The sequence below is a fragment of the Serratia marcescens subsp. marcescens ATCC 13880 genome (genome assembly GCF_017299535.1).
Classification (GTDB): Bacteria; Pseudomonadota; Gammaproteobacteria; order Enterobacterales; family Enterobacteriaceae; genus Serratia; species Serratia marcescens.
Genome location: NZ_CP071238.1, coordinates 5,002,695 through 5,015,838 on the forward strand (window position 1 = coordinate 5,002,695; position 13,144 = coordinate 5,015,838).

Annotated in this window: 11 protein-coding genes and 1 pseudogene; 9 read left to right on the forward strand and 3 right to left on the reverse strand. The window is 59.0% G+C overall.

Features of this window, described 5'->3' with window-relative positions; all coding sequences use genetic code 11:
* The first annotated feature begins 92 nt into the window (after positions 1–92).
* Genes rfaD through J0F90_RS23915 form a run of 6 tightly spaced genes read left to right on the forward strand, consistent with a single transcriptional unit; the run spans position 93 to position 6,466 of the window.
* Positions 93–1,022 carry an ADP-glyceromanno-heptose 6-epimerase gene (gene rfaD, locus J0F90_RS23890; RefSeq protein WP_016929696.1) on the forward strand — a complete coding sequence of 310 codons (930 nt, stop codon included), beginning with the start codon at positions 93–95 and terminating at the stop codon, positions 1,020–1,022.
* A gap of 22 nt (positions 1,023–1,044) precedes the next feature.
* Entirely contained in the window at positions 1,045–2,091 is a 1,047-nt protein-coding gene (rfaF, locus tag J0F90_RS23895; protein ID WP_016929695.1) for an ADP-heptose--LPS heptosyltransferase RfaF, read from the forward strand.
* A gap of 2 nt (positions 2,092–2,093) precedes the next feature.
* The gene (gene rfaC, locus J0F90_RS23900; protein ID WP_033639134.1) at positions 2,094–3,059 is read left to right on the forward strand and encodes a lipopolysaccharide heptosyltransferase RfaC; all 966 of its coding nucleotides are present in this window, start codon (positions 2,094–2,096) and stop codon (positions 3,057–3,059) included.
* A complete protein-coding gene (locus tag J0F90_RS23905; RefSeq protein ID WP_033639133.1) occupies positions 3,056–4,222 on the forward strand; it encodes a glycosyltransferase in 1,167 nt (388 codons plus the stop codon). Before rfaC ends, J0F90_RS23905 begins: the two co-directional genes overlap by 4 nt.
* Positions 4,223–4,250: 28 nt before the next feature.
* Entirely contained in the window at positions 4,251–5,492 is a 1,242-nt protein-coding gene (locus J0F90_RS23910; RefSeq protein ID WP_033639132.1) for an O-antigen ligase family protein, read from the forward strand.
* A complete protein-coding gene (locus J0F90_RS23915) occupies positions 5,489–6,466 on the forward strand; it encodes a glycosyltransferase (protein WP_033639131.1) in 978 nt (325 codons plus the stop codon). The genes J0F90_RS23910 and J0F90_RS23915 overlap by 4 nt, the downstream gene beginning before the upstream one ends.
* A gap of 36 nt (positions 6,467–6,502) precedes the next feature.
* Here the strand turns inward: J0F90_RS23915 and J0F90_RS23920 are convergent, their stop codons facing one another.
* Together J0F90_RS23920 and J0F90_RS23925 are read right to left on the reverse strand one after the other, a co-directional pair.
* Positions 6,503–7,597 carry a glycosyltransferase family 9 protein gene (locus tag J0F90_RS23920; RefSeq protein ID WP_025304689.1) on the reverse strand — a complete coding sequence of 365 codons (1,095 nt, stop codon included), beginning with the start codon at positions 7,595–7,597 and terminating at the stop codon, positions 6,503–6,505.
* Positions 7,598–7,605: 8 nt separating this feature from the next.
* A pseudogene (locus J0F90_RS23925) lies at positions 7,606–8,561 on the reverse strand (polysaccharide deacetylase family protein).
* A 210-nt stretch (positions 8,562–8,771) separates the two neighbouring features.
* On the opposite strand from J0F90_RS23925, the gene rfaQ reads away from it, so the two are divergent.
* The 3 genes from rfaQ to J0F90_RS23940 are packed head-to-tail and all read left to right on the forward strand — an operon-like array spanning position 8,772 to position 12,081.
* Positions 8,772–9,854, forward strand: a complete 1,083-nt coding sequence (rfaQ, locus tag J0F90_RS23930) for a putative lipopolysaccharide heptosyltransferase III (protein WP_033639129.1) — start codon at positions 8,772–8,774, stop codon at positions 9,852–9,854.
* On the forward strand, positions 9,851–10,978 hold the full coding sequence (locus J0F90_RS23935; protein ID WP_016929688.1) for a glycosyltransferase family 4 protein: 1,128 nt from the start codon (positions 9,851–9,853) through the stop codon (positions 10,976–10,978). The genes rfaQ and J0F90_RS23935 overlap by 4 nt, the downstream gene beginning before the upstream one ends.
* A gap of 2 nt (positions 10,979–10,980) precedes the next feature.
* Positions 10,981–12,081, forward strand: coding sequence for a glycosyltransferase (locus tag J0F90_RS23940; protein WP_033639128.1), 1,101 nt, complete (start codon positions 10,981–10,983; stop codon positions 12,079–12,081).
* Positions 12,082–12,125: 44 nt separating this feature from the next.
* On the opposite strand, the gene J0F90_RS23945 is transcribed toward J0F90_RS23940, so the two are convergent.
* Positions 12,126–13,139: a glycosyltransferase family 9 protein gene (locus J0F90_RS23945; RefSeq protein ID WP_033639127.1), complete on the reverse strand. Its 1,014-nt coding sequence runs from the start codon at positions 13,137–13,139 to the stop codon at positions 12,126–12,128.
* Between the last annotated feature and the right edge of the window lie 5 nt (positions 13,140–13,144).

The following is a 13,144-nucleotide window of genomic DNA, read 5'->3' on the forward strand; positions in this document are numbered from 1 at the left end:
TTCCGCTGTTTGCCGCGGCATGAAATGCTATTATAACCGCCATTGAGCGTGGGGCATTGTGCCCCGCCAGGCAGCTTAGCAGGGGTAACCCAATGATTATCGTCACAGGCGGCGCCGGCATGATCGGCAGCAACATCATTAAGGCACTGAACGACAAGGGATATCGCGATATCCTGGTGGTGGATAACCTGAAAGACGGCACCAAGTTCGTCAACCTGGTCGATCTGGACATCGCCGACTATATCGATAAAGAAGACTTTATCGCCAGCATCGTGGCCGGCGACGATCTGGGCGATATCGAAGCGGTGTTCCACGAAGGCGCCTGCTCCGCGACCACCGAGTGGGACGGCAAGTACATGATGGACAATAACTATCAGTACTCCAAAGATCTGCTGCACTACTGCCTGGATCGCGAAATCCCGTTCTTGTATGCCTCCTCCGCCGCCACTTACGGCGGCCGCGAAGAGTTCATCGAAGAGCGTGAGTATGAAGCGCCGCTCAACGTGTACGGCTACTCCAAATTCCTGTTCGATCAGTACGTGCGCGAGATCCTGCCGGAAGCGGACTCGCAGATCTGCGGCTTCCGCTACTTCAACGTTTATGGCCCGCGCGAAGGCCACAAAGGCAGCATGGCCAGCGTCGCCTTCCACCTGAATACCCAGATCAACCGCGGCGAAAACCCGAAACTGTTCGCCGGCAGCGAAAACTTCAAGCGTGACTTCATCTACGTCGGCGACGTGGCGGCGGTTAACCTGTGGTTCTGGGAAACCGGCAAATCCGGCATCTTCAACTGCGGCACCGGCCGAGCGGAAACCTTCCAGGCGGTAGCCGACGCGGTGGTGGACTTCCACCAGAAAGGCGCTGTGGAATACATCGAGTTCCCGGAGAAGCTGAAAGGCCGCTATCAGGCGTACACCCAGGCCGATCTGACCAAGCTGCGCGCCGCCGGCTACGACGCACCGTTCAAAACGGTCGCCGAAGGCGTGAAAGAGTACATGGCCTGGTTGAACCGCACCGCATAAGCTGAAGGAATTAACGCTGGGTATGAAAATACTGGTTATCGGCCCTTCTTGGGTTGGCGACATGATGATGTCGCAAAGTCTCTATCGCACCCTGAAGGCCGAATACCCGTCGGCGGAGATCGATGTGATGGCGCCGGCTTGGTGCCGCCCGTTGCTGGCGCGCATGCCGGAAGTCAATCAGGCGCTGGCGATGCCGCTGGGCCACGGCGCGCTGGGGCTCGGCGAGCGCCGCCGCCTGGGGCGCGCTCTGCGCGCCAATCGTTACGATCGCGCTTACGTTCTGCCCAACTCGTTCAAATCCGCGCTGGTGCCCTTCTTCGCCGATATCCCGCAGCGCACCGGTTGGCGGGGCGAAATGCGTTACGGCCTGCTGAACGATGTCCGCGTGCTTGACAAGGCCGCCTTCCCGCTGATGGTGCAACGCTATGTGGCGCTGGCCTATGACAAAGGGCGCATTCAGCGCGCCGACGATCTGCCGCAGCCGCTGCTGTGGCCGCGGCTGCAGGTGAGCGACGAAGAGATCGCCGATACCACCGCGGCCTTCAACCTGACCGACAGCCGCCCGATCGTCGGCTTCTGCCCGGGCGCAGAATTCGGCCCCGCCAAGCGCTGGCCGCACTATCACTACGCGGCGCTGGCACAACGGCTGATCGAGAGCGGCTATCAAATCGCGCTGTTCGGTTCGGCGAAAGACCATGAGGCCGGCGAACAGATCCGCGCCGCGCTGCAGGAAGACGCCCGCGATTTCTGCCTTAACCTGGCCGGAAAAACCCAGCTGGAGCAAGCAGTTATCCTGATCGCAGCCTGCCGGGCGGTGGTCAGCAACGACTCCGGTTTAATGCACGTTGCCGCAGCGTTGAACAAACCGCTGATAGCCTTGTACGGCCCAAGCAGCCCCGACTTCACGCCGCCGCTTTCCGACAAGGCGCGGGTCATTCGTCTGATCAGCGGCTACCACAAGGTGCGTAAGGGTGATGCCGAGCAGGGATACCACCAAAGTTTGATCGATATTCAGCCGCAGCAAGTGTTGGACGCGCTGACGCCGTTACTTGTCGCCAGCGAGGAATAATCATGCAGGTGTTAATTGTAAAAACCTCCTCGATGGGGGACGTGCTGCATACACTGCCCGCCCTGACCGACGCGCTGCAGGCCATTCCCGATATCCGCTTCGACTGGGTGGTGGAAGAAGGCTTCATCCAAATCCCCACCTGGCACCCGGCGGTAGATCGCGTGATCCCGGTGGCCATTCGCCGCTGGCGAAAAAATTGGTTCGGCAACGACACTCGGCAACAGCGCTGCGACTTCAAACGCGCGCTGCAAGAACGCCGTTACGACGTGGTGATCGACGCGCAGGGCCTGATCAAAAGCGCCGCGCTAATCACGCGCATCGCCAAAGGCGACAAACATGGCCCGGACTGCAAGAGCGCGCGCGAACCGTTCGCCAGCTGGTTCTACAATGTGCGCCATGAGATAGACAAGCAGCAGCACGCGGTGGAGCGCACGCGCGAACTGTTCGCCAAAAGCCTTGGCTACGACAAGCCAGGCAGCTACGGCGATTACGCCATCGCCGCACGCTTTCTCAGCCGCCCGCCGGCCGATGCCGGGCAGTATTTGGTGTTTTTGCACGCGACAACCCGTGACGATAAGCATTGGCCGGAGCAAAACTGGCGTGAGCTGATCTCACTGACGGCGGACAGCGGGCTGAAGATCAAACTGCCGTGGGGCGCAGAGCATGAACATCAGCGCGCGCTGCGCTTGGCGGAAGGTTTTTCACATGTCGAAGTGCTGCCGAAGCTCAGCCTGCAGCAGGTGGCCGAGGTGCTGGCCGGCGCCAGGGGCGTGGTCTCGGTCGACACCGGGCTCAGCCATTTGACCGCCGCGCTCGACAAACCGAACATCACGCTGTTCGGGCCGACCGATCCCGGTCTGATCGGCGGCTACGGGCAAAATCAGCACTCGCTGATTTCGCCGGAAAAAAGCATGGCGACAATTGACGCCGATACGGCATGGCAGGCGTTGCAAAAGGTTATAGCATGAAAAAACTGCATATTATCAACCTGGGTAAAATGGGCGGCGTCGAGCGCCTGTTTCTGCAGTACATCAACGATACCACCGACGGCAGCAACCAGGTCTTGTGCATCAGCGGCGACATTGGCGAAGAGATCCGCCGCCAGTTGCCTGCGCATCAGCCCGTCACCTTCGCCAACCGCCTGATCAATGCGCTGCCGCTGCGCTGCCCGCAGTTCCTGCGCAAATTTTTGCTGAAGTGGAAAATCGAGCGGGCCAACGCCGACGTGGTGATCGTCTGGGACCTGGTGCCGGGGCTGGCGGCCAAACCCAAGCGCGGCAAGCTGGTTTACTACGATCACGGCTGCTCCTGGCGTTACCCCAAGAATAAAAAGACGCTGCGTTTCTTCGCCATGCTGGACGGCGTCATTTCCGCCTCACACGCGTCGAAGCGGGTGATGGAGCTGCGCTTTAATCTGCCTTGCCCCAATCACGTGGTGATCAACCGCATCAAGACGCCGGCGGGGATCGACGCCGCGCCGAAAACGCTGTCGCAGCCGGTCAGGATCGGCACGGCCTCACGCCTGGTCAGCCTGAAAGGCATCAGCGTTTCATTATTGATGATGCAGGAACTGCTGCGGCGCGGGCATGACGTCACGCTGGAAGTGGCCGGCAAAGGGCCGGATCGCGCGGCGTTCGAGGCGCTGGCGGATCGGCTTCAGCTCGGCGATCGCGTCACTTTCAGCGGTTATCAGGATGACGTCGCCGGCTTCTTCAATCGCACGCACATCTACATGAGCACGCCGATCACCGAGCCGTTCGGCTTGTCCTGCATGGAATCGCTCTATTTCGGCGTGCCGGTCATCTTCCCGCAGGTCGACGGCCAGCCGGAAGCGGTGAAAGACGAGGTCTGCGGCATTGGCCTGACGCCGTCGGTCACCATCGAACAGCACCGGCAGCTCACCGATATCGAGGTCGACTTCCCGCATGAGGTCTACGATCCGTTGACCGATAGCCTGGTGGCGCCCAAGCTGCTGTCGCATATCGACTGTGCGGATGCCGTTGAGAAATTGCTGGAGCGAGAAACCTACCAGACTCTGAGCCGAAATGCGCAGCGCTATCCTGCGGAACATTTCAACTATGCTCAGTTCAAAGTTGAGTTCGACGACACGCTGCGCTCCTTCATCGCTTAATTAAAACGTGAGCCGGAAAACACGCCCAATGTTAAAATACAGAACGCCGCACCCTGCCTTCAGCTATCTGATCTATCTGGGGTGCGCCATCGCTTTTTGCACCATTCCTTTCGGTTCCGCGACCGGACGCAATCTGTTTTATATTTCCAGCTACATCGCCTTTATCGCCGTTTGCCTGTATCCGCGCTATTACCTCAGCAACGTTAAAAATCTGCTGTTGCCGGCGCTGATGTTCAGCGTCGGCATGGGGACCATCCTCTGGATGCACCACTTCAAACAGCCGGGTGACTACATCAATATTTATCGCTCTTATATGTCGACGGGTAAACTCCAACTGGCAACCGCCTTCATCCTGCTGATTGCGCTTAATGAGCGGTTGTGCGTGCAGCGCCTGCTCGTTGTCGTGGCCCTCATTACCGGCATGGCGGTCAACGGTTATTCACTCTATCAGGGGTTGCGGCTGGATATCCCGCGCGTAGAGCTCAACTTCGATCGCGCCACGGTCGTTGCCTACCTGATGACCGCCATCGATCTGGTCATGATGCAAGCCATCCTGATGCTGCGCACCCGCTACCGTCTGGTGTTGTACATTGCTGCGTTTCTGCTGTCCTTCTCTGCGCTGGTGCTCACCGGCACGCGCGCGGCCATGCTGGTTTACCCGGTGGCGGTTTGTCTGTCACTGCTGGCGACCAAACATCTGGTCTCCAGAAAACACAAGTTTTTGCTGGTCTCCTCGGTGCCATTATTGCTGCTCATCTGCGGATTCGTCTTTAAAGCGCAGATTGAACAACGTATTGCCGACTTCAAAACCAACATGCAACTGATCGATAAACCCGAGATAGATAACTCGATCATTTCCCGGCTGTCGATGCAAACGCTGGCATGGCGCACCGGCTCACAAGCCCCTTGGGGCCAATCCGCCGAGCGACGCGGTGAAGAGATCCGCGCCATCGTCGCGCAGCAGCCACATCTGTCCGGCGTCATGCCCTATATCAACGTCCACCTGCACAACGAGCTGCTGGAAACCTACTCGCTCAAGGGCGTCTGGGGCGTACTGCTGCTGCTGGCGCTCTATGTCTGCCTGTTCTTCTCTTCGTTCCGGCCGCAGCGCAACGCGCTGTTGCTGAGCGTGAGCGCCAGCCTGTTCGTTTACGGGCTGAGCGACGTCATCTTCTTCAGCACGGAAGGCACCGCCATGTTCTGTCTGGCGCTGATCGCTGGGGTGCTCTCCGTGGCGAGACAGCCTTCCGCACAGGAACAGGCCGCGTGAACATTCAGCCACCGCTGCTCAGCGTTATCGTGCCGTTTTATAATAACGAAGCGTTCGTCATCGCTGCGCTGGATTCGTTATTTACGCAGATTTCTGATGATATTGAGGTGGTGATCATCGACGATGGCTCTACCGATGCGTCGGGGGCGCTGGTCAGCCGGTATCTGGCGCAGCGGCAGCATCCGCAGGTGGCTTTTATTTCTCAGGCCAACGGCGGTATTGCGCACGCCCGCAATGTCGGCCTGCAGCAAGCCACCGGGCGCTACGTCACCTTTCTCGACGGCGACGATCTGCTAAGCGACGACTATCTGGCGATCCTGCATCCCCTGCTGATCGCCGGTGAGTATGACCTGATCGATTTTAATTATCAGAAGTTCACCGAACAACCGCCGAAATCCGAGAACCGCGCGACGCAGCCCGTAGCCTACGACTTTTCATCGTTGGGGCTGAGCTGCCTGCAACCGCTGTTCGCGCGCTCAATGTGGCATCTCTGGAGCCGGGTATATAAACGCACGCTGCTGGCAGGGGAAGCGTTCGAAGACGGCAGGCGCTATGAAGACGTGATTTTCACGCCTTTTCAGTATTTCAAAACTCGCCGTATCGCCCATCTTGAGTGCGAACTCTACTTCTATCGGGATAACAACCAGGGCATCACCCGCAATATCAAACCCAAAGATATTGACGATCTGTTGTTCGCTATGGAGAAAATGCTGCGCTTTGTGGCGCAACATCCTGGGGATGAGCCGCTGCGCCGGTTGGCCGCCCTGATGCTGGCCAACTGCTTTTCCGAGGTGAAAAGCATGTCGAAGGCGGTGTACGGGTATTATCATTACGCGCCGGCAACGCTGCACATTCTGCGCCGCGCCGCCGCTGTCTGCCGCAACAGCGACGTGCCGGGCAAAAAAGTCCGTCAGATGCGCTATGCGCGAGTGGATACCTTGCTTTCTAAGCTGCGCGGGCGCAGGCCGCGCTAACCGCATCGGCCTCGCGGCCGATGCGTCGCCGCACCTTTAGCGCGCTAAAGGCACGTGCGCGACCAGTTCGTCATAAATCCGCTGCGGTTGAATAACCCCCATCGGGCTTTCCGCCTCCAGCGGCATCGTATAGCCGGTACGCGACACCTGAATGATGCGGTGCAGTTCAGGATCCTGAATCGGCCCGGTGGAGCGTGAATCGGCGGTCACGAACAGGCTGATGGTTTTCACCTTCAACGCCACCGCCAGATGCAGCGGCCCGGTGTCGCCGGTGACCAGAACATGGAAACTGTCGAGCAACGTCAGCAAGCCTTGCAGCCCCGTTTTGCCGATCTGGTTATCCACGCAGGCCTGCGTTTGCGGGCCGATCAGGCTCATAAACTGTTTGGCCTTGCCGTCATCAAACGGTGCGCCAATCAGCACGATGCGTACATTGGGGTGCTTCGCCACCAGCTCATCGGCCAGCCGCGCATAGTGTGAAACCGGCCAGCAACGCGACTCCGTCGATGCCCCCAATTGAAACCCGATGGTGGGGTGGTCGCTGCTTTTGACGCCGCGCTGATAATCCACGGGAATTTCCATCGTCGGATCGTCGCTGCGGCAACCTAAAATGGAAATCAGCTCCAGCTTGCGGCGCACGAAGTGGCCGTAATAATGGAAGACATAGTTGGTCAGCCAAGGCTCCAGCCCGCAAATGCCCGAGCTGTAGTTATCGCGGATAATGTACTTCGCCCCGGCCAGTACGGCGCTGATGATGTCATAAGGCAGATGGGAGTGCAGGATCAGCGCCAAATCCGGCTGATGTTCGCGCAGCGATTTCAGCAACGGGCGTATCGTCTTGATCTTGCTGTCCCAATACACCACGCGATCGTAATAGCGGCCGTTTTCCACCAGCTCGCGGTTTTTCTTGTGCACCACCAGCGTGATGTGCGCGTTGGGGTAGCGTTCCCGCATCGCCCTCAATGCCGGCGTGTTGAACATGAAGTCGCCCAACGCCGTGGTGGAATAGATGACGATATTGTCAAACTGCTGGGCGCCGTCGAACGTCGCCTTGTCCTGAAAACGGCCGTATTTCGCCGTATAGCGCCGCAAGAACCAGTCGGCAACCTTGATTTTCCATTTCTTCGACATGTGCGTGCTTAGTTCGCTTTAAGTTGATAATACTCGGCCAGCGTCATGCCCACCGTGCGCTGCTGCAGCCAGTCAAACAGCTGCTCCAGATCGCGGTACAGCCCTTCGATATCCTGCTCGGTTTTGAACGTCGGGCTGCCGCCCGGCATAAATTCGGAGGAGTGCAGCATGAATTCAACGTAGTCATGCCCCTGCGCCAGCGATGCCTCAGCCACGCTGATCATCTTAGCCACGTTGCCGCCACTCGGCCGCAGCCAGTTGACGGACGGCGAACGCCGCTTGCCGCGCAGCCGATCATAGCCCTGCTTGAACGCATTCATCAGCGCCGAATGCTTGTACTGGATGCTCATCGGCACTTCCAGCAGCGCCGAAGCGCCCGGCTTGGCGATGTTCTGCGGATCGATGAAATAGGCCTGCGACGGGAACCGGCTGTAATCGGTACCGCCGTTGCCCTGCGGGTTACCCGGCGAAAACTGCCAGTTGACCCGCGGCGTCACCGAACAGTCCACCTGATAGCCGTATTCCAGCAGCAGTGAGGCATAGTATTCGTTGAACGCCAACGACCGGCGCGATGGCTAAGCATTTTGGTCTGGAAGGCATCTTCCAGCAGCTTGGTCATGTGATCGACCTTGGCGCGGATCTGATCGGCGGGATACTCGATCAAATAAGGCTTGTGGCGCCAGTCATCGTCGGTCAGCGGCGTCAACGGCGGGCTGTTCCAGGCGTGCAGGTGCATGCCGACCTCGCCGGCGTCGCGGGCGATCACGTCGCGCGCGAACTCGACGTAAGCCGGGTCCATCGCCATTTCATAGTTGGTGAGATAAACCGGTTTGAAGGCGTATTTCTCGCACAGCGCCTGAAAGCGCGGCAAGAAACGCGTGTTTTCGGTCGCGATGCGATCGTGGTTTTGCCACAGATTATCGCCTTCGGTATCAATGGTGATGAGAAACGCCGGTTTAGTCATGAATATCGAGCCTGATATCAACAGAATGCACTATGTTACGCAGGCCGTTTCGCCAGGGCAAACGACTTTGCTGCCTGGTTTGGACAACGTTGAAGCGCATTCGTCCCCGGCTCGGCGATTTTTTTGCGGCCCGGCAAGAAAACCGTGCAACAGTAGCCACATGCGATCGGGTCATTTAGAATCAAAGATTGGTTTCCCAGAAAGCGACTCATGATGAACGACGCGCCAGCACTAACTTCCGCCCCATCCGTACAGCGTATTTTGATCATAAAACTGCGCCATCACGGCGATATGCTGCTGGTCACGCCGGTCATCAGCAGCCTGCGGCAAAACTACCCGCAGGCGCAGATTGATGTGCTGCTGTATCAGGAAACGCAGGAGATGCTGGCCAGTAATCCGGAACTGTCGACGCTGTTCGCCATCGACCGTCAATGGAAAAAACAGGGCGCCCGCGCGCATCTGGGGCACGAACTGGCGCTGCTGCGCCGCCTGAAGGCGCAACGCTACGATCTGGTGGTCAACCTGGCCGATCAGTGGCGCAGCGCCATCATCACGCGCCTGACCGGCGCGCGCATCCGTTTGGGCTTCGATTTCCCCAAACGCCGCGGCTTCCTGTGGCGCCATTGCCATACGCAGCTGGTGCCGGTCGACAATCACGCCCACCTGCATACCGTCGAACAGAATCTTTCGCTGCTGGCGCCGCTGAACCTGCCCGCGCTCAATGAACATGTGACCATGAGTTACGATCCGCAGGATTGGCAAACCTGTGAGCAACGGTTGCAGAAACAGGGCGTCGCCGGCGGTTATATTGTGGTGCAGCCCACCTCGCGCTGGTTCTTCAAATGCTGGAGCGAAGAGAAAATGGCCGCCACCCTCACCGCCTTACAGGCCGACGGACACCAGTTGGTGATCACCTCCGGCCCCGACGCCAGAGAAAAAGCCATGGTCGAGCGCATTTTGGCGCTCTGCCCGCCGCAGGGCGTAATCTCGTTGGCCGGCCAGCTGACGCTGCGCCAACTGGCCGCCCTGATCGACCACGCCAAATTGTTTATCGGCGTGGATTCAGTGCCGATGCACATGGCCGCCGCGCTGCAAACGCCGTGCGTGGCGCTGTTCGGCCCTTCCAAGCTGACTTTCTGGCGGCCGTGGCAAGCTACCGGCGCCGTGATCTGGGCCGGCGACTTCGGCGAACTGCCCGATCCGGACGCCATCGATACCGGCACCGACGAACGGTATCTCGACCTTATTCCTACAGACGCGGTGATTGCAGCCGCGCGGAGCACGCTGGCATGAAAGCATTTCGTTTGGCGATCGTTCGCCAAAAATACCGCCCGGACGGCGGAGCCGAACGTTTCGTTTCCCGCGCCCTGGAAGCGCTGGAGCAACAGGATCTCGATCTGAACGTCATCACTCGCGAATGGCAGGGTGACGCCAATCCCAACTGGCATATCCACCTGTGCAATCCATTAAAGCTCGGCCGCATCAGCCGCGAACGGGGCTTCGCCGTGGCGGCCAGAGCGCTGTGGCAGAAAGAGCGCTTCGATCTGGTGCAAAGCCACGAGCGCATTCCCGGCTGTGACATCTATCGCGCCGGCGACGGCGTACACCGCCGCTGGCTGCTGCAACGCGCGCGGCTGCTGCCCGAGTGGCGCCGCAAGTGGCTGTTCTCCAATCGCTATCACCGCTATGTGATGTGCGCCGAACGCGCCATGTACGCCGCGCCCGAGCTGAAAGCCGTCATCTGCAACGCCGAGATGATCAAGCAGGAAATCATCGCCGACTTTGGCGTGCCCGCCGACAAGATCACGGTGATCTATAACGCCATCGACAATCAAAAATTCCCGCCCGCCGACGAGGCCCAGCGTCAACGTCTGCGCGAGCAATATCAGATCCCGCAACAGGCGCACTGCCTGATCTTCGTCGGCTCCGGCTTTGAGCGCAAAGGGCTGGCCGCCGCCATCCGCGCCGTGGCGGCGACCGACAGCCACCTCCTGGTGGTCGGTAAAGACAAAGCCGAAAAACGCTATCGGGCGCTGGCGCAGTCGCTGGGCTGCGGCGATCGCATTCACTTTATGGGCGTGCAGAAGCAGACCCTGCCGTTCTATCAGGCCGCGGACGCGCTGCTGCTGCCGACGCTGTACGATCCATTCCCGAATGTGATTCTGGAAGCCATGTCATGCGGCCTGCCGGTTATCACCAGCACCACCTGCGGCGGCGCCGAGTTTATCACCCCAGGCCAGAACGGCTTCGTGACCGACGCGCTCGATGTACCGGCCATCACGGAGGCTATTCGGGCACTGCCGCGCCAGGCGCTGGGTTCATCCATGGGCGAAGCGGCGAGATTGCGCATTATGACGGCTACGCCGGCACATCTGTCCGAACAGCTCATTTCCCTCTATAACCGGTTACTGGATTAGCTATGCGTATTCTGATGATCATCGATGGTCTGCCGGGCGGCGGCGCGGAAAAAGTGGTGCTGACCCTGTGTCAGGGCATGCAGCAACAGGGACATGACGTCAGTCTGATCTCGCTGCGCGACGTCTGCAATTACCCTATCCCGTCAGGCATTGATTATCAGGTGGTAGCCGATCGCAGCCGTGCCCCCTGGCGCAAGCTGACCGAGCTGCCGCGCCGCGCCGCCGCGCTGGATCGCGCGATAGCCGAACACGAGCGCCAACGCGGCGCGTTCGATCTGGTGTTCTCCAACCTGCATAAAACCGATCGCATCGTCAGCCGCAGCAAGCGGCTGGCTTCGGACCGTCTGTGGTTCTGCATTCACGGCATTCTCTCCACCTCCTACCTCGGCCACCGCAAGGGTCTGGATCGCTGGCTGAAGCAACGCAAAATCGCCAACGTTTACCAGGGGAGAAATATCGTCGCCGTTTCACAGGCGGTCGGCGACGATCTGCAGCGGAACTTGCCGATCCGCCCGCGCCGCCTGGCGGTCATCAACAATCCGTTCGACATCGACGCCATCCGGCAACAGGCGGCGGCGCCTTGCGAACTGGCCGGCCAGGACTATCTGGTGCACGTCGGCCGCTTTCACGCCACCAAGCGGCATGACCGCCTGCTGAAAGCCTATGCGCTCTCCGGCATTCAGGCGCCGCTGGCCTTGATCGGCACCGGGGATGACGCCCGCGTCGCCGAGGTCAAGCGTCTGGCGGCAGACTTGGGCATCGCAGAGCGCGTGCTGTTCCTCGGTTTCCAGACCAATCCCTATCCGTTTATCCGCCATGCCTCGCTGTTGGTGCTCAGCTCCGATAGCGAAGGGTTTGGCAATGTGCTGGTAGAATCGCTGTTGTGCGACACGCCGGTGGTCAGCACCCGCTGTCCGGGCGGCCCTGCGGAAATTCTGGAAAAAGCCGGCATGGCTAACGCGTTGGCGGAATTAAACGAAGCGTCGCTGGCAGAAAAAATGGCGGAAATTTACGCCAACCCGCCACAGATAAATCAACAGCAATTGCTGAGCTACGGGCTTGAGCCTATTTGCCATCAATATATTGAGCTGAAAGAAAAATAATAAAAAAATAAATAAGGCAGGGGATGCCTGCCTTATTTTCTTCGTTAGTTGAGCGCCTGCATTTTCTGCCAAACCTCATCGACAGAAACATCTTCACAGTGCCCCGACCCGCTCTGCAAAATATGATGACGGCCAGTCCATGGATGCCAGGACGTTTTATCGGTATCGCCAAAGAACACCACCATGTCCTTATTCAACGCAGCGGCAAGATGCATCTGCCCACCGTCGCTGCACAGCACCCGGTCGCATAAATCAAACCCGCCCAACAGCTCGCGCACCGACGCCGTCGGATAAAGCGCGACGCGTTCGTTTTGGCACAGCGCCAGCAGCTGTTCGGCGCGCTGCTGATCGCCGACGTCGTCCGGCGCCAGCGTGCCCTGCGGCGACCAAAAGATCAGCACGCCGGTGTGGGGATCGGCGGTCAGACGGTTGATGATTTCGGCATAGCGTTCAACCGGCCAGCGTCTTTTCGGGCTGCGGCTGCTGATATGCACGGCGCATACCCGTTCGACCGACGGCAGACGTTCCTGCAGCCGCTGCGCCGCCAATTGCCGCTCTTCAGGCGTCAGGAATACCCGCACCGGCGGGATCGGAATGGATTGATCGGTGATCGCCGATAAATAGCTGTAGGTATGTTCGACCTGATGGAGGCCGCGGAAATCGTCCTTGCGGAACGGGCGATGAATATCTTTCGTGCCCAGATCGGCGCCGATGATATGGGTGGCGCCGGCCATTTTCGCTAAACGCAGGCTGTATTTGCATGGCACCGGGTTGGCCAGAATGACCGCATCGAACTTTATTTTGCGCAGCTTCAGGAAGATCATCAGACGTTCGAAATAAACGCCCAACGTCGTTTCATTTTTCGCCTTGTGCTTGGCCTTTTTATAGACAAAGACTTTCTCGAGATGAGGGTTGTTTTTAACAACGTCCTGGCTGACTTTATTGATCAGCAGATAAACTTTTGCGTCTGGATAGGCAATTTTCACCCCTTCAATCAGAGGCGTGGTGCAAACAAGATCGCCGATGTTGTCGCGGCGAATAATTAAAATATTCTTCATTCCGA

Bases quoted from the DNA above. Each gene is read 5' to 3' on its own strand.
- J0F90_RS23910 (WP_033639132.1), top strand. From the start codon at position 4,251: ATGTTAAAATACAGAACGCCGCACCCTGCCTTCAGCTATCTGATCTAT.
- rfaQ (WP_033639129.1), top strand. From the start codon at position 8,772: ATGATGAACGACGCGCCAGCACTAACTTCCGCCCCATCCGTACAGCGT.
- J0F90_RS23905 (WP_033639133.1), top strand. From the start codon at position 3,056: ATGAAAAAACTGCATATTATCAACCTGGGTAAAATGGGCGGCGTCGAG.
- J0F90_RS23920 (WP_025304689.1), bottom strand. From the start codon at position 7,597: ATGTCGAAGAAATGGAAAATCAAGGTTGCCGACTGGTTCTTGCGGCGC.
- rfaD (WP_016929696.1), top strand. From the start codon at position 93: ATGATTATCGTCACAGGCGGCGCCGGCATGATCGGCAGCAACATCATT.
- J0F90_RS23935 (WP_016929688.1), top strand. From the start codon at position 9,851: ATGAAAGCATTTCGTTTGGCGATCGTTCGCCAAAAATACCGCCCGGAC.
- rfaC (WP_033639134.1), top strand. From the start codon at position 2,094: ATGCAGGTGTTAATTGTAAAAACCTCCTCGATGGGGGACGTGCTGCAT.
- J0F90_RS23940 (WP_033639128.1), top strand. From the start codon at position 10,981: ATGCGTATTCTGATGATCATCGATGGTCTGCCGGGCGGCGGCGCGGAA.
- J0F90_RS23945 (WP_033639127.1), bottom strand. From the start codon at position 13,139: ATGAAGAATATTTTAATTATTCGCCGCGACAACATCGGCGATCTTGTT.
- rfaF (WP_016929695.1), top strand. From the start codon at position 1,045: ATGAAAATACTGGTTATCGGCCCTTCTTGGGTTGGCGACATGATGATG.